General features: G+C 68.8%; 28 protein-coding genes and 1 pseudogene. 18 read left to right on the top strand and 11 right to left on the bottom strand.

The genetic code is table 11. The annotated features are described in order from the left end of the window. The first annotated feature begins 224 nt into the window (after positions 1-224). Positions 225-1,475 carry an endonuclease domain-containing protein gene (locus ACWDSL_RS06445; RefSeq protein WP_450482299.1) on the top strand — a complete coding sequence of 417 codons (1,251 nt, stop codon included), beginning with the start codon at positions 225-227 and terminating at the stop codon, positions 1,473-1,475. Positions 1,476-1,543: 68 nt separating this feature from the next. Here the strand turns inward: ACWDSL_RS06445 and ACWDSL_RS06440 are convergent. Together ACWDSL_RS06440 and ku are read right to left on the bottom strand one after the other, a co-directional pair. Beyond that, positions 1,544-1,633 (bottom strand): annotated as a pseudogene (locus ACWDSL_RS06440) (telomere-protecting terminal protein Tpg); the annotation flags it as partial. A gap of 3 nt (positions 1,634-1,636) precedes the next feature. Further along, complete coding sequence (gene ku, locus ACWDSL_RS06435) at positions 1,637-2,545, bottom strand: non-homologous end joining protein Ku (protein ID WP_450482297.1); 909 nt, start codon at positions 2,543-2,545, stop codon at positions 1,637-1,639. A gap of 156 nt (positions 2,546-2,701) precedes the next feature. On the opposite strand from ku, the gene ACWDSL_RS06430 reads away from it, so the two are divergent. Both ACWDSL_RS06430 and ACWDSL_RS06425 read left to right on the top strand, forming a co-directional pair. Next, positions 2,702-3,139: a DUF6233 domain-containing protein gene (locus ACWDSL_RS06430; protein WP_450482295.1), complete on the top strand. Its 438-nt coding sequence runs from the start codon at positions 2,702-2,704 to the stop codon at positions 3,137-3,139. A 352-nt stretch (positions 3,140-3,491) separates the two neighbouring features. After that, entirely contained in the window at positions 3,492-3,764 is a 273-nt protein-coding gene (locus tag ACWDSL_RS06425; RefSeq protein WP_450482293.1) for a hypothetical protein, read from the top strand. Positions 3,765-3,766: 2 nt separating this feature from the next. Here ACWDSL_RS06425 and ACWDSL_RS06420 read toward each other — a convergent pair whose 3' ends face one another. Further along, positions 3,767-3,988, bottom strand: a complete 222-nt coding sequence (locus ACWDSL_RS06420) for a hypothetical protein (protein WP_450482291.1) — start codon at positions 3,986-3,988, stop codon at positions 3,767-3,769. Positions 3,989-4,074: 86 nt separating this feature from the next. Between ACWDSL_RS06420 and ACWDSL_RS06415 the strand changes: the two genes are divergently transcribed. The 9 genes from ACWDSL_RS06415 (at position 4,075) to ACWDSL_RS06375 (ending at position 11,288) form a co-directional block, all read left to right on the top strand. Further along, a complete protein-coding gene (locus tag ACWDSL_RS06415) occupies positions 4,075-4,266 on the top strand; it encodes a hypothetical protein (RefSeq protein WP_450482289.1) in 192 nt (63 codons plus the stop codon). Next, positions 4,263-4,472, top strand: coding sequence for a hypothetical protein (locus ACWDSL_RS06410; protein WP_450482287.1), 210 nt, complete (start codon positions 4,263-4,265; stop codon positions 4,470-4,472). Before ACWDSL_RS06415 ends, ACWDSL_RS06410 begins: the two co-directional genes overlap by 4 nt. Positions 4,473-4,731: 259 nt before the next feature. Next, positions 4,732-4,962, top strand: coding sequence for a hypothetical protein (locus ACWDSL_RS06405; RefSeq protein ID WP_450482285.1), 231 nt, complete (start codon positions 4,732-4,734; stop codon positions 4,960-4,962). A gap of 316 nt (positions 4,963-5,278) precedes the next feature. Then, positions 5,279-5,683, top strand: coding sequence for a hypothetical protein (locus ACWDSL_RS06400; protein WP_450482283.1), 405 nt, complete (start codon positions 5,279-5,281; stop codon positions 5,681-5,683). Positions 5,684-5,816: 133 nt separating this feature from the next. Next, positions 5,817-6,185 carry a hypothetical protein gene (locus tag ACWDSL_RS06395; RefSeq protein WP_450482281.1) on the top strand — a complete coding sequence of 123 codons (369 nt, stop codon included), beginning with the start codon at positions 5,817-5,819 and terminating at the stop codon, positions 6,183-6,185. Between the two features lie 95 nt (positions 6,186-6,280). Further along, positions 6,281-7,294, top strand: a complete 1,014-nt coding sequence (locus ACWDSL_RS06390; RefSeq protein WP_450482279.1) for a helix-turn-helix domain-containing protein — start codon at positions 6,281-6,283, stop codon at positions 7,292-7,294. Positions 7,295-7,299: 5 nt separating this feature from the next. Further along, positions 7,300-7,602, top strand: coding sequence for a hypothetical protein (locus ACWDSL_RS06385; RefSeq protein ID WP_450482277.1), 303 nt, complete (start codon positions 7,300-7,302; stop codon positions 7,600-7,602). An 88-nt stretch (positions 7,603-7,690) separates the two neighbouring features. Further along, positions 7,691-8,548 (top strand): hypothetical protein, encoded by an 858-nt coding sequence (locus ACWDSL_RS06380; protein ID WP_450482275.1) that lies wholly within the window; start codon positions 7,691-7,693, stop codon positions 8,546-8,548. A gap of 187 nt (positions 8,549-8,735) precedes the next feature. Beyond that, entirely contained in the window at positions 8,736-11,288 is a 2,553-nt protein-coding gene (locus tag ACWDSL_RS06375; protein ID WP_450482273.1) for a Helicase associated domain protein, read from the top strand. A 32-nt stretch (positions 11,289-11,320) separates the two neighbouring features. Here the strand turns inward: ACWDSL_RS06375 and ACWDSL_RS06370 are convergent, their stop codons facing one another. The 3 genes from ACWDSL_RS06370 to ACWDSL_RS06360 form a co-directional block, all read right to left on the bottom strand. Then, the gene (locus tag ACWDSL_RS06370) at positions 11,321-11,710 is read right to left on the bottom strand and encodes a hypothetical protein (RefSeq protein ID WP_450482271.1); all 390 of its coding nucleotides are present in this window, start codon (positions 11,708-11,710) and stop codon (positions 11,321-11,323) included. 328 nt (positions 11,711-12,038) lie between these two features. Continuing rightward, complete coding sequence (locus ACWDSL_RS06365; RefSeq protein WP_450482269.1) at positions 12,039-12,176, bottom strand: hypothetical protein; 138 nt, start codon at positions 12,174-12,176, stop codon at positions 12,039-12,041. Positions 12,177-12,420: 244 nt separating this feature from the next. Beyond that, on the bottom strand, positions 12,421-12,729 hold the full coding sequence (locus ACWDSL_RS06360) for a hypothetical protein (protein WP_450482267.1): 309 nt from the start codon (positions 12,727-12,729) through the stop codon (positions 12,421-12,423). 116 nt (positions 12,730-12,845) lie between these two features. Between ACWDSL_RS06360 and ACWDSL_RS06355 the strand changes: the two genes are divergently transcribed. Further along, positions 12,846-12,995: a hypothetical protein gene (locus ACWDSL_RS06355; RefSeq protein WP_450482265.1), complete on the top strand. Its 150-nt coding sequence runs from the start codon at positions 12,846-12,848 to the stop codon at positions 12,993-12,995. Between the two features lie 40 nt (positions 12,996-13,035). Here ACWDSL_RS06355 and ACWDSL_RS06350 read toward each other — a convergent pair whose 3' ends face one another. Together ACWDSL_RS06350 and ACWDSL_RS06345 are read right to left on the bottom strand one after the other, a co-directional pair. Next, complete coding sequence (locus tag ACWDSL_RS06350; RefSeq protein WP_450482263.1) at positions 13,036-13,752, bottom strand: hypothetical protein; 717 nt, start codon at positions 13,750-13,752, stop codon at positions 13,036-13,038. 228 nt (positions 13,753-13,980) lie between these two features. Further along, positions 13,981-14,523, bottom strand: a complete 543-nt coding sequence (locus ACWDSL_RS06345) for a transposase (protein WP_450482261.1) — start codon at positions 14,521-14,523, stop codon at positions 13,981-13,983. Positions 14,524-14,660: 137 nt separating this feature from the next. Between ACWDSL_RS06345 and ACWDSL_RS06340 the strand changes: the two genes are divergently transcribed. Beyond that, positions 14,661-15,113 (top strand): hypothetical protein, encoded by a 453-nt coding sequence (locus ACWDSL_RS06340; RefSeq protein ID WP_450482259.1) that lies wholly within the window; start codon positions 14,661-14,663, stop codon positions 15,111-15,113. Here the strand turns inward: ACWDSL_RS06340 and ACWDSL_RS06335 are convergent. Further along, positions 15,076-17,763 carry an ATP/GTP-binding protein gene (locus ACWDSL_RS06335; protein WP_450482257.1) on the bottom strand — a complete coding sequence of 896 codons (2,688 nt, stop codon included), beginning with the start codon at positions 17,761-17,763 and terminating at the stop codon, positions 15,076-15,078. The genes ACWDSL_RS06340 and ACWDSL_RS06335 overlap by 38 nt on opposite strands. 196 nt (positions 17,764-17,959) lie before the next feature. Between ACWDSL_RS06335 and ACWDSL_RS06330 the strand changes: the two genes are divergently transcribed. After that, complete coding sequence (locus tag ACWDSL_RS06330) at positions 17,960-18,241, top strand: hypothetical protein (protein WP_450482255.1); 282 nt, start codon at positions 17,960-17,962, stop codon at positions 18,239-18,241. Here the strand turns inward: ACWDSL_RS06330 and ACWDSL_RS06325 are convergent. Then, a complete protein-coding gene (locus ACWDSL_RS06325) occupies positions 18,205-20,037 on the bottom strand; it encodes a zeta toxin family protein (RefSeq protein WP_450482253.1) in 1,833 nt (610 codons plus the stop codon). The two genes, ACWDSL_RS06330 and ACWDSL_RS06325, sit on opposite strands and share 37 nt — an antisense overlap. Positions 20,038-20,145: 108 nt before the next feature. Between ACWDSL_RS06325 and ACWDSL_RS06320 the strand changes: the two genes are divergently transcribed. Continuing rightward, on the top strand, positions 20,146-20,409 hold the full coding sequence (locus tag ACWDSL_RS06320) for a helix-turn-helix domain-containing protein (protein WP_450482251.1): 264 nt from the start codon (positions 20,146-20,148) through the stop codon (positions 20,407-20,409). 155 nt (positions 20,410-20,564) lie between these two features. Here ACWDSL_RS06320 and ACWDSL_RS06315 read toward each other — a convergent pair whose 3' ends face one another. Further along, positions 20,565-21,326 (bottom strand): hypothetical protein, encoded by a 762-nt coding sequence (locus ACWDSL_RS06315; RefSeq protein ID WP_450482249.1) that lies wholly within the window; start codon positions 21,324-21,326, stop codon positions 20,565-20,567. Positions 21,327-22,377: 1,051 nt separating this feature from the next. On the opposite strand from ACWDSL_RS06315, the gene ACWDSL_RS06310 reads away from it, so the two are divergent. After that, positions 22,378-23,949, top strand: coding sequence for a hypothetical protein (locus tag ACWDSL_RS06310; RefSeq protein ID WP_450482247.1), 1,572 nt, complete (start codon positions 22,378-22,380; stop codon positions 23,947-23,949). Between the two features lie 48 nt (positions 23,950-23,997). After that, entirely contained in the window at positions 23,998-25,422 is a 1,425-nt protein-coding gene (locus tag ACWDSL_RS06305) for a phospholipase A2 (protein WP_450482245.1), read from the top strand. Positions 25,423-25,589: the final 167 nt, after the last annotated feature.

The raw sequence follows: 25,589 nt of genomic DNA, 5'->3' as shown, positions 1-25,589 counted from the left end.
GTTCCACCGCTTCACCAGCTGCCACTGCCCCGGACGCATACGGCAAGAGCCCCCGTGCCGATCGCTGGTCTGCAACCCCGGGTCGGCAGGGCGCCCGACTTTGCGTACGCGGCGTGAGCTGGCGGCCCCACCCGGACGAAGCCTTCCACGTCAACGTCCACGACCTCGGCGTGCCACTCGGCCCCGTGAGCCGGGATGTCAGACCCCACTGCCATCATCCGGCCATGCTCATCAGCCGGGAGTACGCGCGCTCCCTCTTCGCGGACCTGACACAGAAGGCCACGGTGTCGCTGGACCCTGACGAGCTTGTCCACATGCCGGGCCTGCGGGAGCACGGCCACGTCTTCTTCGGCGACATAGCCCTGCGCTGCTACAAGCACAAGGCGCGCTGGACGTATGACGAGCGGGACATCCGCCGTGCCGGCCACGCCTTCGCGGAGCTGCGCCTGGACCTGGACGATGTTGTGGACGTGCAGCTGCCCCCGTACCGCGAAATCTCGGACCGAGACCCGGGGGAGTGGAGCCGTCCCGACTGGCGGCGCCGACTGGTGTCGTGGATGTTCTGCCAGGCCCGCCACAAGGCCCAGGAGGGGCGCCCCTACGAAGAGTGGGACGACACCTGGAAGGAAGCCGGAGCGAACGGACTGCCGGGCGATCTGACGTGGGAGGAGTTCGTCGCGGCCAGCAGCAGGCACCGGGACTCGCAGAACATCGCCAGCACCCGGCCTCTGCAACTGCTGACCTGGTCCGGTGAGACCTGGTTTCTGCCCCGGGCCTACGCGGAGCTCCTGGACCGCTGGGAACAGCAGGAGGAGGAACTGCTCACACAGGCCCGGCTCTGCTCCTGCGGCGCCCAGGGCCCGTACTCGAGCGGCTGGAGGCGGACCACCAGGACGGGGTACGTCACCATGTGCCCGCCGTGCTCTGGAGCGTCCTGCCGCCCGTACACCGGCCACATGCGAGGCGTCCTGTACGAGTCGCCGCGCAGGCGTAACACCCGGGCCGACGACTACCTGTGCCAGCTGTGCAAGGAGAGCCCGGCAGCGGCATGGGATCATTGCCACGACCACGGCTACGTCCGCGGCCCGTTCTGCGGCAGCTGCAACACCCGCGAGGGCACGGCCTTGCCGGACTGGTTGCTCCAGCACCAGGACAGCGTGCTGCACCTGTTGGAGTGCCGGGGCTGCCGCGACCAGCGGACATTGCCGCGCCGGTATCACACGGGCGTGGTCCAGGCGCACCTTGAACAGACCGAGCGGCACGGGCGCTGCCAGCGGGAGCCGTACGCCCGCGAGCTGGAATATGCGCACGGCGTGCACCGGTTCGAGCTGCACTGCGGCTGGCACACGACCGGCCGATGGACGAAGGACGTCACGGCAGCCGAAAAAGCCGCACTCGTGCGGGCCTTCGTCAACGCAGCCCTCGCCGCACAGGAAACCGGGCCCTCCCCTGCTGCCAGGACCGAGGCGCAGTAATCGGCAGGCCCGTGACGTCGTTGCACATGGCATCGCGTGCATGAACATCCGCCCCTCGAACATGCGGCGAGCCCGAACTCAAGGCGCTCGATGTTCGTGAAGCGGACCTCCTCCAGCTGGCCAGCGCGGCGGCCGCTGTCCTGGAAGTACACCTCCTGAGCTCAGGAGGCTGTCCGCTTCGTTGCCTTCTTTGCCAGGGCTTTCTTCCCGCTGGTCTTCTTCGCGGCCGCCTTCTTCGCCGGGGCCTTCTTCTTCGGCCGCATCTCCTGCACCTCGGCCTCACCCTCATGCTCCCCACGGGACTCGCGGGCGGCCCGCACGCTGTCCCGGAGCGCGGCCATCAAGTCCACGACCCGACCCGACTCCGCCGGCGCCCCCACCTCAGGCGGTTTGACGCCTGCGGTTTTCGCTTCGATGACGGCCTCCACCGCATCCCGGTACGTGTCGCGGTACTCGCTGATGTCGGTGCCGCCGATCGCCTCCATCAACGCCACGGCCTCGTCGACCTCCGCGTCGGACAGCTCCACCCCGCTCGGCGCCAGCCCCTCGGCCGACCGCACTTCGTCCGGCCAGTGCAGCGCCTGGAGGACGATGGCATCGCCCACCACCCGCAGCGCGCCCAGCCGCTCGCGGTTGTGCCACGCGAATTTCGCGATGGCGACCTTGTCACTGCGCTGCAGCGCCTCCCGCAACAGGATGTACGGCTTCGCCGCGACCGCCCCGTCGGCCTGGAGGTAGTACGGCCGCCCGTACCGGACGGGGTCCAGCTGCTCCTCGGAGACGAAGGCCCGCACGTCGATCGCCTTGGCGGTGGGCAGGGGCAACGCGTCCAGCTCCCCGTCCGTGATGGGGATGAGCGTGTCTTTCGACTCCTCGTACGCGCGGCCGATCTCGTCCTGGCTGAGCTCCCGGCCGTCCTCGAGCTCGCAGACCTTCCGGTAGCGGATTCGTCCACCGTCCAGGGTGTGGATCTGCCGGAAACTGATCGAATGATCCTCAGTTGCGGGCAAAACCTTAACCGAAATCGTGACAAGGCCGAACGAAACGGCTCCGCTCCATACGGGGCGCATGGCTACCTCCCGGAGCCCCCCTGGGTCTCCCAGGGTAGATGCGCGCTGGTCAGGGCGCCCCCGATCCGCCATCTCCTTCGATGTTCGATTAATATTCGAATGGTGGAGGCGGGTGAGGAATGGCGGTCGAAGGCCGGGCCATGGGTGCGCGGCACGATGCCTGACGGCCAACAACTGGATTTGATCATCACCGGTTGGACGCGTACCCCCGACGGAAAGTGGTGGTGCGAGGCGGAAGCCATCCTGCCCACGCGCTACGAAGACGCCGAGGGCCGCAGCCGCCCCATGGGAGCCCCCACCCCGATCACCCTCCCCGCTGACGACGTCGACCCCATCCCAGACGAGGAGTACGCGCTCGTCCCCCGGGACGGGGCGATCACGGGACGGCAGTGGGTGCTGGAGAAGTTGCATAGGTACGTGGAAGACGACCCATCCCGCCGCCTCCACCGCCGCGACTGCTGGCAAGCTCGCACCAGCCACACCCGCATCACCACCGCCCAGGCCGCCGAGCTGGCCAGGAGGGCAAAGTCGTCCAAGAACCCTGACACCGCGATTTGCGTCGTGTGCCGCCCGGACCGGGCGCTTGTGAACTGACGCTGAGCCGCATCGCCAGACGCCCCGCTGCATCCCGCGAGCCGGGTCACCCCACGCGCGCACCCCTCGCCCGGGGCCATGGCGTCCTGACAGTCGGCCGGATGATGAAGGCCAGGGGGCCCAACTCGCCTGGCGCCGGGGAGCATCCGTACGATCGCGATCATGAGCACCGCCGGCCCCTGGGTCGCGGACTGGAGCACTTAGCCCAGCGCCGCGAGCGGTGCCCCGCAGATCCCGGAGCGGGGACCGGTGGGCCAGCCTGGAGCTCAGCGGCTCAGAATCGGGCGCCCGAGGCCGCGGTATCGTGGAGGGCCTGATGTCCGCTGTTCATGATCTGACAGGAGCGCCGCGCGTGCCTGAGGACCCCATCGCTCAAGGTGAGCTCCATGCCCTCGCCCGCCGCACCGAGGCGGTCGAAGACCGCGTGGAGTCTCTGCAGGTACAGACAGGTGGCAACTTCGCTGCCGTCATCGAGGGCCAGGCCGCGCTCCGCCGTGAAGTGCGGGACGGCTTCACCAAGCTCGATGCCCGCTTCGATGCCCTGGAGCAGAGGATAGAACGCCACCAGGCGCAGATGCTCGAGCTGCTGACGCAACTGGTCGGCAAGCGCCCGGACGGCAGCTGAGCTCAGGACGCCGTTCGCTTCGTTGTCTTCTTCGCCGACGCCTTCTTCTGAGGCCGCATCGGGTGTACTTCTGCCTTGTCAGCGGTCTGGCCACGGGCTTCTTTCGTAGCCCGCGCGCTGTCCCGGAGCGCGGCCATCAGGTCCACGACCCGACCCGGCTCCGCCGGCGCCTCCACCTCAGCCGGCTTGCCCTCTTCGGCCTTCGCGCGGATCACGGCCTCCACCGCGTCCCGGTACGTGTCGCGGTACAGCTCCCGTCCGCAACGCCAGTCCGGTCGAGGGGGCGGGGCGGAGCCGTACGATGATCATCGTGACCATCATTCGTCGCTCTCTGGGTTCTGGTCCCGAGGCGCCGCCTCCGGCGGCCACCGCCGCCTCCGCGCACCGCAAGGGCGCCCTCGAGGCCGACCTGGACGCCGAACTGCCTGCGGTCAAGCTTCCGGACCTGGGCGACCTACGTAACCGCGGCGTACTCGGGGCACCGGGGAGGCGGGGACAGTGAGTACCGCCCGCCGCCCCCTTGGCACCGGGCCTCACTCCGGCGAGCCGGAGCTGTCGCCGATCGGTGACAGCCGCGAGCGTGCCCGTACGGCTGCGGAGCGGGCCGCCGCCGAGCCGGCCGCCCAGTTCGACGAGGAACAGCTGAGGACGTACTCGCCGGGCCGCCGCCGACTGGGCACCGGGCCAGGAACGGGCCAAGCGCTCTAGTTTGAGCCCTCGCCTGAGGACCCAAAACTGAAATCTCCGCAGGTCAGAAGCATGCGAACCCCATACGGCGGGGGAGGCCGCGCGGAAGGCCCGGAGGGAAGGAGTATCCGCACCGCCCGCCGTGGTCGAGGTGACAGACGGGGCGCAGCGCACGCTGGTAGCGGATGCCTGTAGGGCTAAGCGGGGGTGAGGGGCAAACGAGGCCACCACTCGACCGGTGATACATGGCTGCTGCATGGACGGCTTATGATCCGGACTCGTGGACATACCCGACAGACTTACCGCCCTCCAGCAGACAGCTGACGCTGAGCATGCCAAGCTCGCCGGCCTCATTGGCGACGAGCACGACGCCCAGTGGAAGCGCTGGTTCGACGCCGCCGCCGAGATCCAGGCCGCCATCACCAGGCACGCCGAGGACGCTGGCTTCAACCGCTTCGAGGTGGAAGCCGCGGTGAAGAAGGCCGTACGACACCCGGACCCGAAGGACTGATGGGACAGGGAGGCGGTTACCACACTTCAGGGCCGCCTCCGCGCCACTCGATCAGCTCCGGATCGTCCAGTCGCACGTCATCCGGATTCATTCCGGCACGCTGCAGGAACTCCAGAAGCGCGCTGCTCGTGGCCACATCCCGGGCCGGGCCAAGGGGGCCGGACGCAACGGAGCCCCCTCGCAGAAGGGGCTCGCTTCCTCCCTTTTGGGAGACAGCACGGCTGTCGAGGCCTGGTTTCCCACTTCTTGAACCGTCGGATCAAGAACTCGCCGCGCGTCGGCGTGTCGCTCTTGCGGATCTGGCAGTTGAATGGGCATGAAGGACGTCACCACCGCGACCGGCGGCACTGTGGCCGGCGCCGCGATCGAGCAGCTTCTGGCCACCGAGAACTCGAACGAGGGCGTACGCGCCCTGGCGCCTACCACCATCAGCGAGCGGGCCGCGCACGCGTACGACATCGCGCACGGACTGACTGGCGGCGGCGACCTCCACCGCAACGCTCACTCCGCCGGCGCCTCCAACCTCCTGGGCCACGTGACCCCGAGCATCGTCGCGTTCGCCCTCCATCACCTCGACGCGCTGCTGCCCGATCTCACCGCCGAACAGTGGGCACGGATCAACGCGGCCGCCCGCGCCCTCAGTATCCAGGTGCGCGAGGACCTGACCGGCGCGAACGGCACCGGGGCCGGTCTCGGCGAACGCGAAGGCAAGGGTCCGTGACACCCGCGACAGCGGGTTGCCAACGTGCCCAGGGACCCCCAACTCCCTTGCGCACCCTAATTTAGGGTGTATGGTTGGTGGTGTGAGGCAGGGGACATCCCCAGCCCGCTCCGTAAGTCACTCGGAGAACCCCATGAACACGAATGCCGCGGCCGTCGAGGCCAGCGTCACCGTTGAGACCATCCGCACCTGGTGCCGGAACGGCGTCATCACCGCGACCAAGACCGCCGGCCGATGGGTCATCGACGCCGCTTCCCTCGCCCGTCGCATCGCCATCGCTGCCATGCGCGCCAGGAAGGAAACCCCGATGGCCCAGGAACCTCGCGCCACCAGCCGACAGGTCGACCACGCCATGGACCTGCTGAGCAAGCTGTCTGCCAGCGACTTCGGCCTGGAGTACTACGACGGCCCCACCACCCGGCCCGAGATCGCGGCACTGTCCAAGGACGACGCCAGCAACCTCATCGAAAACCTCAAGAACCTCCCGGACGGCCCCTGCTGACGAGCGGCGATGGCCGTACCGCTATCGCCGCCCTCTGACCAACCCACTCCCACCGGCCGGCACGCCCCCGGTCCGAGCCCTTGAAAGGGATCGCCATGCCTTCCACCGGAACCACCGTGCGGATCATCGAGTGCACCAGTCCCACCGAGCTGTACCGGCACTACGACGGCCAGAGCGAGGCCCAGCCCGCCTACATCGAACTGGACGTGCGCGAGGGCACGTTGCTCGCTGACTACAACGCCGAGGTCGGCAATGCCGTCCCGTTCTCGGTCTTCCACGGCTTCGAGCGGCGCTACGGCATCCCGGTCCTCCACGCCGAGGCCGCGAACCGGGTCATGAAGGAACTGGCCCCGCTGGCCGAGCGGATCCTCGCCGACTGGGAAGAGGAGTGGGACGAGCGGAGGGGCAACAAGGTTGCCGTTCTCGGTGACGACGCGCAGGAAGCCGAGGAGGAGATCCGGGAGCGGCTGGGCCTGAACCTCGCATACGGCGACATCGATTCCGACACCCAGGGATTCGACCCCGAGGACCTGGTCACCGAGTGGGACGTCGACGGGGCGGTCACTGGCCACGAGGTGGAGGAGTACGACATCACCGCCGACACCACCGACGCCCGGCTGGACGAGATCGAGGACGAGATTCTGGAGAGCCTGGCCGAGGGCCCCGACGTCCCGGTCTGCCACGGTCTGGACGACTACCTGCGGCAGCTGCGTAACGAGCTCGCCGAGGATGACCCGCTGAACCCGGCCGAGCTGCGCGCGGCCCGCGAGTACCTGGGCCTGACCGGCGACCACCTGGCGAAGCTGCTCGGGGTGAACCCGCGCACCGTGCGGTCGTGGGAGCAGGGCCGCGACCCGATCCCGGGCGATAAGCGGCCGGAGATCGCCGAGCTGAAGGCAGCCACCGACAAGGCCGTCGCGGAGATGGTCGAGGCGTGGGCCGAGGGCGCGCCGCTGATCACCTACCGGAACGATGACGAGTACCTGGCCGCGCACCGCGGCGGCCGGTGGACGGCATCCTGGCACCGCCGGGTCTGCGCCCGGGCCGCCGAACAGACCGGCGCCCGCATCGACTACGCGGAAGACGCGGACGCGCAGGGTGAGGTGTGACCCGCATGTCCACCATCCTCCTCATGTCCGGGCTCGCTCTCATCGTCGTCGGCTTAGTGGCCGCAGCCCTCGGGTGGCTGCCCTACTACAAGGCCTATGGCCTCATGGCTGTCTCCCAAGTGCTGATCGGTTCGGTGAACTTCCTGGCGGGGAACACCTCGGCAGCGTCGATTTCGGCTGCCGCCGCCGCGTTCACTGCGTGGTATTGGTGGAACGGCGGCGGCGGTGACGGCACACGGCGTCGCCTGCGGAGGTGGGCGCGTCGATTCCGCGGCGTGCGCCGCACTGCTCCGGCGGGGTCCTCATGAGCGTGTATCCCTCCTCTGTCGCCCGTGTGGCCCAGGAAGTTTCTGCCCTGTCCATCGTCTACGCCTCGGACGTGCAGGAGGGTGTCGCATGACCAGCACTGAAGGCTGCTCCGCCCCCGCTACAAGCTGTGGAACCCCCGCTGGCTGGCGCGCGGGCGGCCGGTGTGTGCGCTGCCGGATTGCGCACAACGCTGAGACGGGCCGTTACCGGGGCCTGACTGCCGAGCAGCGACAGCACTTCCTGTCTCTCCTGCGCGCAGGACACGGCATCGATCAGGCAGCCACCGCCGCGGGAGTCACGCGGCAGCGTCTGGCGGCCGCCAGCAAGGGGGATGGTGAGCTGCGTGCAGCTCTGGATGGCCGCTCCGTAGAAGTCCAGCGTGCTGCGAGGCTGGGTGACTACCTGGCCGCTCTGACACGAACGGGTGGCGATGTAGCGCTGGCGGCGGCGGTGTGCGGGTTTCCGGAGAAGGGCCTGCACTTCTACAGGAGGGAACAGCCTCATTTCGCGGCGGCGGAAGAGGCCGTGCTGAACATGATCGAAGCGAGTGCACCGGCTCATGGTCGGGTGACTGACGCTCAGCTCGATGATGTCGCGGAGAAGATCGCAAATGGCATGAGCATGAGGCAGGCCGCCCTTGCAAACGGAGTCACCCCAAGCAACTTGCGGCTCTACGCAAGGAACCATCAACGGCTGGCGGCAGCGCTGCCGCCTCTCCGGCCCCAGATGGGCCCCAAAGAGAAGAAGCGGACGCCTGAACGGCTCGAAAGGTTACGGGAGCTCTGGCCGGACCAGAACCTGACCGTCGCACAGATCGCGGCCGCACTGGGGGTCAGCGTGGCCTCAGTGCAGAACTGGGCTGCGAAAATGGGATTGCCCAGACGCAGAGGCAGAAGGCCCGGCCGTCGCATCGGCGCGGCACCGACCAGGCGCAGAGCGCGATGACTGAACCGGGCCGGAACGTTGGTCAGCAGCGCCGATGTCACGACTGCGGAAAGCTCCACACCACCGGGTACAGCCCACAGGCGGCCCCACCACCAGCGGCACGGCGCGTCCCTCCCATCCGCCCATCCCAACACGTTCCGCGCTGTACGAGCTCCTTGAACACTCAGGCCGGAAAGGATCGAACCGCGTGATCCCGCGCCCCAGCGGCCACCAGGCCAGCCAGCTCGAAGGCCACAATGCCCCGACCGGCTCGGTACTCGAGCTGCGGACGTACCAGTCCGAAGCGGTCGAGGCGATTGTGAGTGCTCTGGCCGACGGGGGGCGTGCCCAGTTACACGCGGCGTGCGGCAGCGGGAAGTCCCTGGTCGGTGCGGTGGCCGGGATGCGGCTCGTGCCCGGTGGCGGGCTCCTGGTGGTGCTGGTGCCGTCGCTGTCGCTCGTTGCCCAGACCCTGACGACCTGGCGCGATCACACCCGGCTGGACGCGTTCCTTGCGGTGTGCAGCGACGACACCGTGACCGACGCCCCCACCCACACGTCCGACATCGACTCCGACGTCACCACCGATCCGGCCGTCATCGCCGCCTGGCTGACCGGCGGCCGGGGACGGCGGCTGATCGCGGGTACCTACCAGTCCGCCCATCGTCTGGCTGAAGCCCTCCGCGACACCGGCCAGACGGCGGATCTGGTGGTGCTGGATGAGGCGCATCACCTCGCGGGGCGCCCGGACTTCGTCACCCGGCGGGTCCTGGAAGACGCCTTCCTGCCCGCCCGGCGGCGCTTGTTCATGACCGCCACCCCACGCATCGATGACGTGCGGGTAGAGACCGTGGGCGGCCTGTCGATGGACGACCGCACCGTCTTCGGCCCGGCCGCCTACAGCTACCCGTGGGCGCGCGCGATCAGCGAGGGCTACCTGGAGGACTACCGCATCGTGGTCATGGGCGTGACCGAGTCCCAGGCGATGAAGCTCCTCCAGGACGACGAGCACGCATTCGTCGACCGGGCCGGCGCGCCGGACCTGCGAACCCTGGCGGCCCAGGCGGTCATCACCAAAGCCGCCCGCCAGTACGGGCTGCGCCGGATCCTCGCCTTCTGCCCCCGGCTGGATGCCGCCCGCGAATTCACCCGGACCCTGCCGTCCACCGCGGCCCGGCTGCCCGCCGACCAGCGGCCCGACGGCGTGGTGCATGCGGACCACATCCACGGCGAGATGAGCAACCGCCAGCGACAGACGGTCCTGGACCGGCTACGCCGGCCGCCCGGCGAGTGGATCGTGGTGTCCAACGTGCGGTGCCTGTCCGAGGGCGTGGATGTGCCGGCAGTGGACGCGGTGGCCTTCACCCACCCCAAGCGGTCCCAGGTCGACATCGTCCAGGCCGTGGGCCGGGCCCTGCGCCCGTCGCCCGGCGGGTCGGGCACGGCCACCATCATCGTGCCGATCATCATCCCCGACTCCGCAGAACAGGTGACAGACCTCGACCCGGGGGAGTTCAGGACCCTGTGGCAGGTCGTGCGCGCCCTGCGCGCGCACGATGAGGCACTGGGCATCGAGCTGGACATTCACCGCAGCCACGGGACCACACAAAACCCGCAACTGCCGTCCCGGATCACCATCGAGCTGCCTTCCGGCACCAGCGACCAGGTGCTGCAGCAGCTCAAAGCGATCACGGTGCGGCAGACCACCTCGGCCTGGTGGGAGGGATACGGACATGCCCGTACCTACTACTCGGCCCACGGCCATCTGAACGTGCCGTTCCAGTACGTCACGCAGGAGGGCGGGTTCCGGCTCGGGCAGTGGATCGTCAACGCCCGGCAGCACCACCGGAAAGGCTGGATGCGCCGGGACCGCATCGAAGCACTCGACAAGATCGGCATGATCTGGGAGACCAAAGCCCGGCCGTGGAAGCTGTTCACCGATGAGCTGAAGACCTTCCGCCAGTCCTTCGGCCACGCACTGGTACCGCAGAGCTACATCTCGCCCAGCGGCTACCGGCTGGGCCAGAAGATGAACAGCACACGCAGCAACCCCCACCGCGTGCCGGAGCATGTACGCTCCACCCTCGACAGCCTGGGCATGGTCTGGAACACCCGGCACGCCCGGTGGCAGCAGCTGCACACCGCGGCATACGAGTACCGCGAGCAGCACGGCCACCTCGAGGTACCGGCCCGCTACACGGCCCCCGACGGCTACCCCCTCGGAGCGAAGATCAAGGCGTACCGCAAGCTGTGGCGTGAAGGACGCATCGACCCCGCCGAACAGTCATCCCTGGAAGAGCTCGGCATGCGCTTCAAAACCGCCGACCACTCCTGGCGGGAGTTCCTGGCCGCGTGCGACCGCTACATCGCGGCCCACGGCGACCTCAACGTCCGCAAGGACTACGTGGACCCGGGCGGGTACCGCCTGGGCAAGACCATGGGCTACTACCGGGCCTTGTACGCGGGGACGAAAGCGGGCGGGCTCGCCGACGACCGGCGCAAGGCCTTGGAAGAACGAGGCATGGTCTGGAGGGTCAACACCGCCCGAGACCTCACAGCCGACGAAGCCGAGGCCCTGCGCCGTATCCCCGCCGCCCGCCAGGGCGAGGAAGTGATGCGCCTCCTCGAGGAGGTCGGTATCACGCAGTCGAGCATCGCGGCCGCGCTCCGCGTTCACCGGTCTCACCTGAACGGCAAGATCAAGAAGTACCGCGAGACCCGGTCATGGCCGGTCAGACAGCGCAAGAACGACAGGCCGTAGCACGCGATGTCGGCCCTTCCCGGCAGCGGTCCTCAGTTGGGGTGCTCATCCTGGTGCGGTGCGCGAGTGCCCACAAGATCATGGATGCCGAGGGCATACCTGATCCTGGCAATGCCCGTATCGCTGAGCCCTTCCAGGACTCCCAGCTGCTGGTCAGTGGTCCGCCGCACGTCTCGCGCGGTCCCATAGCCGGCTGCCCATAGGGCTGAGAGCGCCCGGTGGCCGAGGCTGTCGTGACCGAGCAGTGCCGCTAGCTCGATGCCGTTCCGATCAAGGTGAAGGCGCTTGCAGGTCCGGCAGGGCTGGGCGGGAGCCGCGGTCGTCGCAAGCTTTTCTGTTTCGGCGAGGAGGGTTTCGAACTCGCGCGGATGCGCAGCGATCAGACGCCTGACCGCTGTGACCTCTACCTCCCAATACTCCATCGCTGCCTCCCTGCCGACCCCACTTCCACGCTACGGCGAGACCGGCGCGTCAGCGATCGTGACGCTCTCCGGTTGCGGTGGAGAGCGTCCACCGACCGTTCTCAGGCGTGATGGTGTCGAGTCCGCTGGTGGCGACGCGGGCGTCACGCAGCGCGGTGGAGAGCAGCGTGACCGCCTCGCGTGCCCGATGCAGTGCACTGCCGGCACTGCGCAGCTGGCCGTCTGTGTGTCCCTGGCCGTCGACGGATGTCAGCAGCCCGGCATCCCCGAGGCGGTCGAGGAACTGGGCGGTCTGCTCGATGACCTGATCCAGGCTGTCGGTGACGGCTCACACGGAGCCAAGCAGGACGTGGGCGTCCTTAGCGGTCTCCCAGCCGGGGCCCTCTTGGGCAGTCGCGAGTGTGAGCCTGCGCAGCGCGTCGGACGCGTCGAGGCCGAACTGGGCGGGCGTGGTCTTGTGATCCATCCGTCGATTTTCCTCGACAGCAGGCACGGTTCACGTGCGAACGGACAGAACCGGCCTGGACTACGTCAGCGGCGTTGGACCGCCGTCCGAAACAGGGAAACGGGACAGCTTCTCACCACCGGAAGGCCGTCAGCGGAACCGCTGATGTCGTCACCGGAGCAACCCAAGCCCGCCCCCGTTCGAATCCTGAGCTGGGAAAACGCGCAGCTCAGAAAACAGGCACTCACGTCCGCGCGGTCTCGGCTCAGGGGTAGGCGGTGAGCGCGTCGACCAGCGCGCGCAGTTGGAGCACGACATCCTCGTCGACGGCGGCGTTCGTTTGGTCGAAGACCTCGGCGGCCGGCACGAGGACGTCGACGAGGCGGCCGGACCGTACGGCTGGCGGCACCTCTCGCAGCGCCGTACGGAAATACTGCGGGTCCCAATGACCCCGGGCCAGGTCCTCGGCGAGTTCGTGTTCCTCCGGCGTAGGAACCCATGTTCCCGACTGGTACGCCTTGAGGAGCGTGGCCGCGTCGCAGCGCAGGGCCTCGGCCAGTGTGGGCATCGTCACGTACTGCTCAACGATCCAGGGCCATGTACGGCACGCGCAAGGGGGCCTGTGAGCAGCTGGTTCCTGCAGTGATGAGGCTCTGGGAGGCGCGCGGACCGGGCTGAGAGAATGACGGCATGAGTGAGGACGAGCTGTGGCACCGGCTGGAAGCGCTGGAGGGCGGCTGGATTTTCGGCCGCGATCCGCTCGGCGTAGCGCACGTCGTCCTGTTCGCCCATCCGGGCATTGGTGTAGGTGACGGCCAGAGGCTGCGCCGGCCGGTGTAGAAGTCAAAATCTGGTTCCAGTTCAAATACCTGAGTCGTTCTTAAATGGCGTGCCACCCATCTTTCCGGGAGCGCTCTCTTACGTCGATGAGGATGTCCTCAAGGGAGAAGTGCTCCAGGAGCGCCGCACGCAGGGCACTGAGCGATGACCGCATCTCTGCCAGCAGTTCGCGCGGCCGCTGGATGTCCAGGTGCTCCGCAACTCGTTGCTGAGTGGAGGAGTCCCACGGGCCCGCATCGACTGAGGACCGTTCCATTGCCTCGATGAGTTCGGCCTTAGCCTGGAGGAACCGTTCCGGTGACCGCAGCGCGTGAGCCCTCTCGTTCGCTAGTTGTTCGATCTGCTCCCGAGAAGGAGCCAGCGGCACAAGACTGATTTGAAGTCCCGCGATCAGCATACTTAGCGCCTGCGTCTTTCCGTCGACCAAGGACACGAGCCGATTGGCAGCGTCTGGCGCGACGACAGTCATGACCACCGAATGATCGCGCAAGAACGGAATGATCCGCGTCAGGTTTTCCGCCTGGTCGGCCGCCACGCGGGAGATATAGAGAGGAGCCAGGACGCCGCCTGGGTCGGTAACCCGCGCCTCTAACTCGTCGACAATCACTTCGCCGTCCACCACGACCTGGTTAAGCCGCGCATACAGCACAAAAAGGTCAGCTCCGAGTCGTCGCCGCTTTCTAGCGTCCCTCACTCCCTTGATGTTAGGTGCGGCGCTCACGATTCCTTCAATAAGCGTTCGAATGAATTCGAGCACTCCGGCCTCCCCGCATTCCTGTATCGCAGAGGAGAGCATCCCAGATCCTTCACCGTCTGGTGGCTACTTAAGCCTCGATCCACCGGTGGCGGTATGAAGTGATCTTCTGAGGTTTTGCGGGGTGGTTCGCGGGGCGTTGGCTGGGTGCGGGCAGGGGTTATCCGCTGGTTGCACAGCTTTTCCACAGTGGCTCTGGTCGTGCCCGGTTGGGCGGGTGGATGGCGGGGGTCAGGCAGCGTCGGGTGGGCGGTGGAGGGTGTCGAACAGCTGCGTCCACGCGTCGTGCCAGGGCCATCGTCGGGGCAGGTGGAGCGTGAGGCGTCTGGCGTGCCGGGCCAGGCGGGCGGGGACGTGGACGAGGTGGGTGCGGAGGGTTGTGGTGGTGGCTTTGGCGTGGAAGACCGAGGTCAGAGCTCCGGCGGCCCGCAGCAGGTTGTGGGACATCGCCCACAGGATCAGCCATGCCGCGTTCGCGTTGAACTTCCCCGAAGGCAGGTGGGCCAGAGGGCCGGCCTTGCCGTCGGCGATGACCTGCTCGATCACCGCGTGATGACGGTGCTGCCGCTCGGCCTGGAGGGTTTCGAAGGGGCTGTCGGTGAGGAGCGGGTGGTAGCGCCTCGCCGGTGTCAGGATCGATGATCGCCCTCGGGTAGCGGATCGGTGTCCAGGCGCCCTCGGGTATAGCAGCGATGGCCCGCGCCGTATCCCCGCCGCCCGCCAGGGCGAGGAAGTGATGCGCCTCCTCGAGGATGTCGGTATCACGCAGAGCATCGCGGCCGCGCTCGACTACGGGCTGTCCCAGCACGCTCTCCTGGCCGTCTCCGGCCGCACCGGCGACGTCGCCTGATCTCACCCGCCGCCTCACCGCACTTGCGCACGGCGACGCCCGGGCATGGGAACCGTCCGCCGTGCGCGCGATCGTCCAGCAGGCCATCCGTGACGTGCGCACCGCACCGTCCGCCCTCGACGCGCCGCCGACGGATCCCGCCCTCGCCTCCCTGCGTGAGGCCGTCGACCAGATCGCCGCCGACGCGAACGCGATCGGCGCGCTGATGCTCGAAGTCGCCCCCGCCTACCTCTCCGACGCCGACGCTGCCGGTGCCCTCGCCCCGCTGTGCGACGCGATCGGCGAAGATCTCGACCACGGCCTGGCCGCCCGCCGCTACGCTCTCACCGGCGACCGCGTGCCCTGCACGGCACCGTGCTCTGAAAATCGGAAAGCGTCCGGAGCCGGCGCAACTGGCCCGGTGCGTTGGACGGATCCCACAGCTCCGGCTGGAGCCCACCGGTGGAGAGCTTGGCCGCTTCTGCGCGGGGGTCCGCTCACGTCACGGTGCGGAGGTGATCACGCCGGGCGGTGACCAGGTCGCGCCACCGCTGGCGGGTGGGCTCGGCGCCGTCGATCCACCGTGTCTGTGGGGCATGGTCGGTGGGGAGGGGAAGGCCGGCCATGAAGTGGGCGATGTCGAGGTAGTAGGTGTAGTCGCCGTCTTGGGTGAGGTCGCGCAGCCGGGAGACTGTGGCCCGTACTGCGGCCTCGTCGTCGCGGACGGCATGATGGAAGCTGAGTGCGAGTTCGAGAGTGGTGTGGGCGGCGGTGACGCCGGCGGTGGTGATGTCGGCGAGAAGGACACTGGCGCGGTCTGCGACCCTGGGGCCGGGGGTTCCTGCGGCGCGGATGAGGTCGGCGATGTGGGTGGTCAGGGTGGTGGCGCGCAGGGTGAGCCCGGTGAGCAGCTGCTGGGCGAGTTCGAGTTCGTCTTCGGCTTGGTCGGGATCGGTGAAGGCCAGGGTGAAGGCGCGTTGGGCCTGGGAGGTGGCACATTCGCCGGCGACGCCGTGCTGTTCGGCCTCGGTACGGGCGGAGTGATATGCGGCGGCGGCGCGGTCTATCTCGCCCTGAATCCACCACACGTCACCTTCGACGCGGTGGTGGCGGCCGGCCCAGCCGAGCGTGCGGGCAGTTGCCAGGGCGGTGGGGAAGTCTCCGGCGAGTCGGGCGAGGTGGGCCAGGCCGCGGCGGGCGGCGGGGGCGAGGCGGCCTCCGCCGTCAGCGACCAGCTGCATCCCGCGGCGGGAGTCTTCGCTGTGACCGAGGTCGCGCTGGGCTTTGGCCAGGTAGTAGACGGCCATCTGCTGCAGATCGGCGGGCAGCAGGCCGGTATCGATGACGGCGGTGAGCCGGGCGGCGGTGCGCTCGCGGTGCTCGTGCTGTCGGCGGGCGAGGGTGCTGAGGGTTTCCACTAGGGCGTCCGCGGGTGTCTGCAGCGCGGTCTCGTCCTGGTCGTCGGTGGGAGGGGCGAGCGGTTCCCAGATGGAGTCGCTGATGTAGGACCAGGCCGCGTCGGCGAGCCAGCCCAGGTCGAGGCGGGCTTCGCGGGCCAGGCGCAGGCCTTGGCGGAGGCAGCCGATGAGCAGCAGGCGGTTCTGGGCGGGGCTGGTGGTCCATTGCTCGCCCAGCGCGGTGAAGGCCCGCTCGGCGGCTTGGGCCCAGTCGCGTGGTGACCAGCGGTCGTCGGTGTGGTCGTCGGCGGTACGGAGGGTGGAGCGGATCAGCGCGTGGAGGTGGTAGGGCCACAGGCCGAAGGGGTCTTCTTGGATGAAGGGGCGTTCGACCAGCCGCCTGGCGGGTGCTTCGTGGGTCAGGCCGGCGGCTTGGGCGGCCAGGTTCAGGTCGAAGGCGTCCAGCAGGGCGACCGAGCGCAGGACGTGCCGTTCGTCCGGGGTGAGGTCGGCCATGGTGCGGGCGATCAGAACGGGGAAGTCGTGGTCGAAGTCGCCGGGCGCCGGGGTCTGCCCGGAGCGGCGGATCTCCAGGTACCGCATGACGGCCAGGTCGAGATAGAGGGGCAGGCCATGGGAGTGGTCGGTGATGACCTGGCGGATAGCCGCAGGGATGAGTGGCTTGCCGTCGCGGGTCAGGCGGCGGGCCAGGTAGTCGTCGCAGTCCTCGGCGGAGAAGGCTCCGATCAGGATCTGCCGCCGCCCACTGCCGACTGGGTCTGGGGCGGCGGTGCGGGCGGGCGGGATCGGGCCGGCGGCCAGGCCCGGCCAGGCTGTGGGCCCGGTGAAGTCGAGTTGCCCTTGCAGGCCTGGGTCGGCCCACTGCAGCCGGGAGCGGCCGGTGATGATGAAGACCGCGTTCGGCATGAGCCACACCACGCGCTGCAGCAGGCGCTCGAAGTCGCGGTGCGTGCGGTCCCCGATGTCCTCGAAGGTGTCGAGCAAGACCACCAGCGTGGGGCGTTTGTCCGCCGGGAGCTGGGCGATCTCCCACGCCAGCAGGTGCGAGTAGAAGGACAGCGCGTCAATGTCGGGGTCGGCCTCCAGCAGGTCTGCCAGCCGGGCGCACCCGGCGAGCGCGCGGACGGTCTGCCGGCGCTCGCGCAGCGCTTGGACCAGCGAGCCGGTCACCTGCCCGATCGCCGATCCGACGCTGCCGGGCATCAGCAGCGCCTGGGCGACGTCGGACAGGGCGGACTGCATCTGCTGCGGCATGGCCTTGCCGAACCGGGCCAGGGCGCCGCGGCGCAGGTACTCCTCGAGCGGTTCGCCGGGGTGGTTGTGCTCCCAGTAGCGGCGCAGGGCCACATCGAACGCGGGCAGCGGCCGGCCGAGCTCGGCGAGAGCGAGGCGGAGGGTGAGGATGACCTGCTCGAAGTCGGTGCCGGCCGACCGGGCGAGGTCGATACGCACCGGCAGCAGCCGTGCGCTGGTCCAGGTGGGCGTGCCCCACTGGGCGGGCCGGTGCTCGGTGGCGGTGAGGGCGGCTTCGAGCTTGCGGGAGAAGGTGGATTTCCCGATGCCGCCGACCCCGTGGAAGACGAGGACGTTGTCGCGGGGGGCTTCGAAGTCGTCCGCGGTGAAGCCCGGATCGGCGGTGGCCCGCAGGTGGGCGGTCAGCATGGCCGCGACCAGGTTCCACTGTGCCTGACGGTTGGTGAACGCTTCGGAGGTGTCCAGGCTCCGGTCGTTCGTGCTGAACAGCGTCCTCAGATCCCGGCCGGCCACGGATCCCCCCAGAAATGATCAACTGGCATCAACCTAACTGGCGATGCCCTCTGGAATGTAGCGTCCGCCTCGAGTACCCCCTGTGTCCACGGCGGAACTCGCCAGCGCAGGCGGTGGCGGACCGCCTTGCCGGGCGGTTTCTGCTGGCCGGACAATGACCCGGCTTACCAGATACCGACAGCAAGGCGGCCCCTTCGTGCCTGACGCAGATTCCCCCGACTTCTCCGCGCTCGATGGCCACGGAGGCGATGAGCAGCAGGCGTTGGACGCCGTGCGGGAGGTCGTAGCCTGGTGCTCAGCCCAGATCGCCCGTGAGCACCGGGCCCCGGTGCCGGATGAGGACCGCCTCCAGGAACTCCAAGCCGTCCGGCAGGAGGCCCTGGCAGATCAGGCCAGGGCAGAGACGGCCAGCCCTGAGGAGGCGGCCCGGATCGCCGCCGACTACGCCGCCCGGCTGAAGGAACTCAACGGCCGGTAGCTCTGGACACGCTGGGGGAGAAGCGGCCTGGTCGGCTGCGGCCGGTCGATCCACAGCGGCTGCATCCGTGCGGGCATCAACGGGCGCGCCATGTCGGCGATCTGGTCCAGCTCGCGGTGGTGCCGGGGCAGTGCCTTGCGCAGCGCCTGGTGGAGCGCGAGGAACTGGGCCGCTTCCTGCTCGGTGTAGGGGCGGTGCTGTTCTGCCGCGAGTGCCCAGGAGATGCGCCGGTCGACGGCTGGCCGCTCCTGGCGGAGCAGGGCCTGACCGTCGCGGCGGATCACGGTCACGGCCGCGATCGCCGGATGGGTCTGGGCGAGTTCCATGATGTCGGCCAGAGCGCGGAAGCAGGTGTCGTGCCCGGTCCGGGAAGTGAACCGGCCGGTGGCGCCGATCTGCAGAGCGCGGGCGTACCGCAGCGCGGTCGCCAGGCGGCTGTCGGCCGCCCGCACGGCCAGCACCACCAGTTCCACCGGGTACGCGGCGGTCGCGAACGGCACCGCGCTGGCCAGGAACTCCTCCCGGCTGCCCGGCGCGGCCTCGATCAGCACGTCGCCGCGCCGGGCACGTACATACGCCTCGGCCTCGGTGAACCAGGCCCGGTAGTCCGCCCGGATTGCTGCGCCCGCGTTGCGGGGATCGTCCTTCAGCAGCTGGTAGTAGTCCGGATGCGAGACCTTGAAGTCGTCGCCCACCAGCTTCGTGGTGCCCGGCCGCATGGCCCGCTTGACCATCCGCGCGGCCACCGTCTTTCCCACGCCGGGCTGACCCAGCACGTACACCGCTCGCGGATCATCCCGGGCGATGATGCCGCTCAGGTACGAGGGCGCGATCAGCTCGTCAAAGATCCAACGGTGTTCCCCGGCGGAGAGCCGGTGATAGTCCACGCCCGGTGCCTGCCGTCGCGGCTGGGCGATGCGGCGGACCGGCTCCGCCAGGGCGGCGGCGCGCTCAGCGTCCCGCTGGACGGCCAGGCGCCGGTCCTCACAGCGCACATCACGGTGCAGACGCTGGTCGGCCGAGGCGAGCTGACGCCGGAAGACGGCCGTCTCCCGGGCCGTCCATGGCCGCGACCGCTCGTAGGTGACCGCCCGGTCCGCCGCTGTTCGCCGCCGCCACGCCCCGTCCACGAGCTCGTTGTCGTACAGCACCGTGCCGTCGCGCCGTACGACGGTGATCCGGTCGGCCAGCTGCTCAGCCTCGATGACCGCCAGCGTCCGCAGCATCCCCTTCGCACAGGCGTCGTGGTTCTCCCACGACACATACCGGCCGCCGCCGTCGATCGCCTCGGACAGGAAGCGGTCCAGGACCCCCAACTGACTCAGGGCCTCCGCTGTCGCCAGCGCCACCACCTCAAGGCGGGTACCGGAGCGCCGGTATGCGGCAGAAGAGGCCCGGAACTCGTCGGGATCGGCCAGGGCCGACTCGACCACCGCATCCAAACGCCGGGCGCGGACGTATTCCTCCACAGCGGCCTGCCAGCCGCGCGTATCGGGCCGGACCTTCACACCGGCCGTACGGACATCGGCGGCCAGCAGCTCGGCGTAGCGGCGGTGTGCGGCCTTGTACAGGTCGCTGCCGATCCGTACGGCGCCGCCACGCCTGTTCAGCGCCGCCTGCACTATGTCGGCGACCGCAGTTTTCCCCGCGCCAGGTTGCCCGCCGACGACCACTACGGTCGGCCGGTCCTGCCGTACGGCACTCTTCGTCCACGTCGGGAGGATCACCTGGTGCAGCACGTCGTGCCTCTCCTGTTCGGACAGCGCGACTGAGCTGGCGTCTGTCTCTCGCAGCACCGAAGCCTCCCCGTCTTGTGATCACTCACCCTTGACTCTAAAACCAAGGATAAGAATACCGCAAATCCAAGGATAAATCCATGATATTGTCCGAGGTGGAGGTGAAGTATGCCGAGTGAGGAAGAACTGTTCGCGGCGGTGGATGCGCTGCTGGAAGGTGATCCGCAACTGCCGCCCCCCGCCGAGCGGACCCGGTTGCGCGAGGCGGCCGACGTCACGCAAGCGCGCCTGGCCCAAGTCCTGCAGACGACCACGCAGACCGTGAAAAACTGGGAGAGCGGCCGGTCCGAGCCGCGACCGCCGCGCCGCCAACCGTATCTGCGGCTGCTGGATGCATGGGCCGCCCAGTACCCCCCAGAGCCAGAGAACTGAACCAGCTCCGCAGCGGACACCGGCCCCTCAGCCTGGCCTCACCTGCAGCTGTATGTCGCCCCGCAGGAACGTGGGGTCCGGTTGTGCTGCAGGTGATGTCGACGGCGGGCTGCATCAGGAAGCGCCTGCTCAAGAGCTTCAAGACGCACGCCTGGTCAGGGGCTGCCGATGGGGGACCAGGCTCTTGGCGTGCTGGAGTATTCGTCGACGCTGGAGAGGTCCGCGCTGACGCTGTAGAGGTGGTCCTTTGTCGCGACGAAGGAGCTGACGGGATCACCGATGACGGTCCAGGCTTTCTTGGACCGGTCGTACTCCTGGAGCTTCCCACTGGTGGTGTCGGTGGCGTAGAGCGTGGTGGGGCTGGTGAAGATCTGGTCGGTCGCGCCGCGCACCTGGTGCCAGACGCCCGGTGTGCCGCTGTACTCGAAGGTGCCCTGGCGGTCGGGGCCGATGCCGTAGAGGTGGGTGGCGGTAGCGGCGAAGTGGGCGCCGGGGCCTCCGATTTCCGTCCACGTCTTCTTCGAGCGGTCGTACTCCTCGATGTTGCCGGTCTTGCCGTCGGTGGCGTAGAGCGTCGTAGGGCTGGTGAAGATCCGTTCGGTCGCGCCGCGCACCTTGTGCCAGACATGCGGTGTGCCGCTGTATTCCATCGTGCCCAGGGTGCCGATGCCGTAGAGGTGGGTGGCGGTTGCGGCGAAGTGGCTGCCGGGGCCTCCGATTTCCGTCCACGTCTTCTTCGAGCGGTCGTACTCCTCGATGTTGCCGGTCTTGCCGTCGGTGGCGTAGAGCGTCGTAGGGCTGGTGAAGATCCGTTCGGTTCGTTTGCGAATGACGGTCCAAGCACCGGCCTTGCCGGTGTACTCCTCGACCCGTGCGTCGGCGGTGATGCGGTAGAGGCGGCTGGAGGTTGCGACCACGATGCCGGCTTTACCGGCTCGGGGCCGGGATTCCTTTGGCGTCGGCGATGCCGGGGCGGATGACGGCGGGGGTGTCGGCCGGTCTTTCGGCGGAGCCATCGGACCGGTGGGGGACGTGGTCGGCCCTGCAGGCGTCGTGCTCTGCATACCTTGCTCGGGAACGTTCAGGGGGGATGTGGTGCTGGGCTGGTCGTTCGAGCTCTGTAACTGGTTGGCGATGATGAGGACGGCGACCAGGGCCGCGAGTGCCGCCCACTGCGCGGGGGTTCTCCAGCGCCTCAGCCGGGCCGCGCGCGGGACATGGCCGGTCGATTGGTCTCCTCGCGCCGCGTCGCTGCGGGAACTTGGATCCGACGAGGCCGCCAGCGGTTTCTCCGGGGCGGTCTGCGCGGCCTCGCTCGGGTGCTTCGGTGCGGCATCCTCCGAGGCCGGCGGGTTGTCCGCGGACACCCCGGCCGTGTCGTCGCGGACAATCGACTCCAGAGCCGGAGCCTGGTCAGGGCCGGGCACGGGGCCGCCTGGAGCCGGGGGCGGCGCAGGTGTGGGGTCCGGCGCGGGTGCGGTGCGCGGGGGAGAGGATGCTGCCATGGCAGCGGCGTGGAGGCGGCGTGCCTCCTGGAGCCTGGCGCCTCTGGTGCGGGCGTCGCGGGGAAAGCGGTCCTCGATGATCCGGTTCAGGCGGGGCAGCGGAATGATCTTCAATCCGGATCGGTACTCGCTCCACACGCTCCTGCTCAGCTCGTAGCGCTCCTCCAGCTGGCTCACCGTGTCGTGCGCGGTCAGGTCCCGCAGGAACTGCGCGAGGGCGTTCGCCTCCGCAGTGCGGCCCTTTAACGGCCCAGGACGGCGCCCTGATCTACCCATAACTCCCCCTTCGATGTGCGGCATGTTCGCGGAAGTTCGCACAGGTTCGCGGTTATCCGGTGTCCCCCATCCCGCTGACCTGGGCTGATCCCGCTACGCCCCGACGAATAATCAGAGCAGGTTCCAGCGTGGTGTTCCACCGCTTCAGCCAACTGGCCAGCGGAGTCACCACAGCGAAGGGACCACCGTGTACCGAGCGTTCGCCCGCCGGCCCAGGCGCCTCGCAGCAGCGGCGGGGCTGGCCATAGCTGTCGGCCTGGCCGTCGTGCCCTCCCAGGCCGACAGCAAGCCCCACAACCAATACCCCTCCACGACCGGGACACTCGGCCAGAACGCCGCCCCGGGCGGCCCGGTCACCCGTGAGCAGGTCATCGCCCGCGCCCAGCACTGGGTCAAGGAGGCCGTCCCCTACAGCCAGTCGCACGGGTGGAAGGACGACGCGACCGGCGGGCACTACCGGCAGGACTGCTCCGGGTTCGTCTCCATGGCCTGGCAGCTCAAGGACAGCCTCACCACCCAGTCGCTGCCCAGCGTCGCGGACAGGCTCCCCGGTTTCTCCCGGCTGGAGGCCGGTGACGCCCTCGACTACCTGGCGGGCCACGCCCTGCTGTTCGGTGGCTGGACCGACCGGGCCAAGGGCGACTTCGTCTACTACAGCGAGAGCCGCACCGGCCGGCCTGCCCGCAAGGAGAGCGCCAACATCCACGACAGCCGCATCGCCGGCCACCCCCGCACGGTGTATGTCCCGCTGCGGTACAAGAAGCTGGTCGCCCCGCCGGCCTCCACCACACCGGCTCGGTCCACCACACCGGCTCGGTCCACCACACCGGCTCGGTCCGCTACACCGGCTCGGCGTGTCACACCAGCTCCTGCCCCGACGCCCAGCAAGCGTGCCGCTCCGTCGTCCCCTGCTGTCCCTGCGGCACCGACGCCGACCTCGGTACCCCTCGCCAAGTCCTCGGCCAGCGGGCCCGGAACGAGCTTCGCCGCCACCGCCAGCCGGCTGTACGCCATCTCCCCCGACCGCTCCGCCGTCTACGAGTACACCGGCAAGGGCGACAGGTGGGTGAAGGTCCGCGGCCGCACCGGCCGCATCTACACCAGCCGCAGCACCCTCTACGCCACCAGTGCCCGCGGCGATATCCACCAGTACAACCGCGCCCGTAAGAAGTGGACCCGCATCGGCGGGCCCGGAGCGGAGTTCGCCGCCACGAACGGGCGCCTGTACGGGATCAGCCCCGACCGCTCCGCCGTCTACGAGTACACCGGCAAGGCCGGCAAGTGGAGCAGGGTCGGCGGTCCCGCCAGCCACCTCTACACCAGCGGCAGCACCCTGTACGCCACCAATCCCCGTAGTGGCGATATCCACCAGTACAACCGCGCCCGTAAGAAGTGGACCCGCATCGGCGGGCCCGGTGCGGAGTTCGCCACCACGGCAAAGCGCTTGTATGGGATCAGCCCCGACCGCTCCGCCGTCTATGAGTACACCGGCAAGGGCAGCAGGTGGACGAAGGTCGGCGGTCCCGCCAGCCACCTCTACACCAGCGGCAGCACCCTGTACGCCACCAATCCCCGTAGTGGCGACATCCACCAGTACAACCGCGCCTGCAAGACATGGACCCGTATCGGCGGGCCGGGGGCCGACTTCGCCAGCACCCGCGACCGGCTCTACGGAGCCAGCCCCGACCACAGCGGGGTCTACGCCTACACCGGCACACCCAGCGCCTGGGTCCGCATCGGCGGCCCGCTTGCTCCCTGACCTGCCGCCTTTCAGCTCTCGCATGAAACCTCCCGGAAAGGAACACAGATGAACCCCATCGAGCCCATGCCCGACCCACAGGAACCCCGGCGGGTTGCCATGCTGTGGCGCCGATTCCATGGCGCGTTCCGCATGGTGTGCCTGCTGGCCGTCGGAGTCCTGGCCCTGGGCGTCGCCGCGAACGCCGCCCCCTCGAACCAGCCGGGCGGGGACGCCTCGGCGGCGACGGTCGAGCTGGAACAGATCGTCGCAACGAGTAAGGGCGTCTACGGCCTGTCCGCCGACCACCGGGGCGTCTACGAATGGTCCCCCCACCAGGACGGCTGGAAGAGGGTGTTCGGAGGCACCACCAAGCTCTACGCAGGCGGTGACACCGTCTACGCGACCGATGTGGCCACCCGCAGCATCTGGAAGTACAACGGCGACCAATGGAACCGCATCGGCAACCCCGGCCTCACCTTCGCCGCCGCCGACGACAAGCTGTACGGCATCAGCCCCGACGGCAACGAAGTCTGGGAGTACACCGGCAAGGGAGACATCTGGAACAAGATCGACCGCCCCGGCCCGGACAAGGACCTCTACACCGGCCCCTCCAAGAAGACCAACTCCCTCATGGACCTCGTCTCCCGTCCCAAGGCCCTGTACGCCACCGACCGGGACACCGGCGACCTCTACGAGTACAGCGGCAAGGAGTGGACCAAGGCCGGCGGCCCCGGCACCACGTTCGCCGTGACCGACGAGAACCTCTACGGGCTGAGCCCCGACGGCGCTGTCCGTGAGCGCGACCCGAAGAGCGGTGAGTGGATGCCCGTTGGCGAACGTGCCGAGCACATCTTCAGCAGCAACACCCTCTACGCCATCAACCGGGACACCCACGACCTCTACAAGTACGGCGGTAAGCCGAACCAGTGGGACCGCGTCAGCGGTCCCGCCGCTGCCTTCGCCACCAGCGGCGACTACCTCTACCGGCTTGCCCCCGACCGGCGCTCCGTCCAGAAGTACGACGGCAACGGAACCAACGACCAGTGGCTCGACCTGCGGGGGCCAGCCGCCTCGGCAACCCGCGAGGAGAAGATCGACCGTCTGAACAGCCTCATCCAATTCGGCGATGAAGCCAGGAACGCGTGGTACGAGGCACTCGGCGCGCACCGCACGGGCAAGCCCGACCCTTACGAGTTCAGGTGGACGACCAACATATGCAACGCCCCGGCCCCGAACGCCTACGGCAGCTATGACTTCACCCTCGCCTGTGTCCGGCACGACTTCGGGTACCGCAATTACAGGGACCTGTTCGGCGAGGACGCATTCCGCAACAGCCCGACCGGAAAGCAGCGCATCGACCAGATCTTTCTCCAGGACCTCAACATGGTCTGCGACGACCCGGGCTGGCCCCTCCGCCACACCCCCGCCGACCGCGCAGCATGCAAGACAGCCGCTAACAGCTACTTCGCGGGTGTCGTCATCGGTGGCTGAACCGCACCACCACTGAGCAGCCATGACGTGGGGGGAGCCACCCAGGGAAGGGTGACTCCCCCACCTGCGGTCGACGAACACAGCGGACGTGAAACGAGTTCGTCAGCACGGACAGTGACGCGGCAGGGCCCCTCATCGTCGGCGGTGGTGATCCACTCACCACCGCC

The organism is Streptomyces sp. NPDC000941 (assembly GCF_053599555.1).
This window is presented reverse-complemented; position numbering and strand designations above follow the sequence as displayed.

Bases quoted from the DNA above. Each gene is read 5' to 3' on its own strand.
- ACWDSL_RS06385 (WP_450482277.1), top strand. From the start codon at position 7,300: ATGTCCACCATCCTCCTCATGTCCGGGCTCGCTCTCATCGTCGTCGGC.
- ACWDSL_RS06400 (WP_450482283.1), top strand. From the start codon at position 5,279: ATGAAGGACGTCACCACCGCGACCGGCGGCACTGTGGCCGGCGCCGCG.
- ACWDSL_RS06305 (WP_450482245.1), top strand. From the start codon at position 23,998: ATGAACCCCATCGAGCCCATGCCCGACCCACAGGAACCCCGGCGGGTT.
- ACWDSL_RS06395 (WP_450482281.1), top strand. From the start codon at position 5,817: ATGAACACGAATGCCGCGGCCGTCGAGGCCAGCGTCACCGTTGAGACC.
- ACWDSL_RS06380 (WP_450482275.1), top strand. From the start codon at position 7,691: ATGACCAGCACTGAAGGCTGCTCCGCCCCCGCTACAAGCTGTGGAACC.
- ACWDSL_RS06370 (WP_450482271.1), bottom strand. From the start codon at position 11,710: ATGGAGTATTGGGAGGTAGAGGTCACAGCGGTCAGGCGTCTGATCGCT.
- ACWDSL_RS06390 (WP_450482279.1), top strand. From the start codon at position 6,281: ATGCCTTCCACCGGAACCACCGTGCGGATCATCGAGTGCACCAGTCCC.
- ACWDSL_RS06345 (WP_450482261.1), bottom strand. From the start codon at position 14,523: ATGCTCTGCGTGATACCGACATCCTCGAGGAGGCGCATCACTTCCTCG.
- ACWDSL_RS06320 (WP_450482251.1), top strand. From the start codon at position 20,146: ATGCCGAGTGAGGAAGAACTGTTCGCGGCGGTGGATGCGCTGCTGGAA.
- ACWDSL_RS06365 (WP_450482269.1), bottom strand. From the start codon at position 12,176: ATGGATCACAAGACCACGCCCGCCCAGTTCGGCCTCGACGCGTCCGAC.
- ACWDSL_RS06430 (WP_450482295.1), top strand. From the start codon at position 2,702: ATGCCTGACGGCCAACAACTGGATTTGATCATCACCGGTTGGACGCGT.
- ACWDSL_RS06445 (WP_450482299.1), top strand. From the start codon at position 225: ATGCTCATCAGCCGGGAGTACGCGCGCTCCCTCTTCGCGGACCTGACA.
- ACWDSL_RS06355 (WP_450482265.1), top strand. From the start codon at position 12,846: ATGAGTGAGGACGAGCTGTGGCACCGGCTGGAAGCGCTGGAGGGCGGC.
- ku (WP_450482297.1), bottom strand. From the start codon at position 2,545: ATGCGCCCCGTATGGAGCGGAGCCGTTTCGTTCGGCCTTGTCACGATT.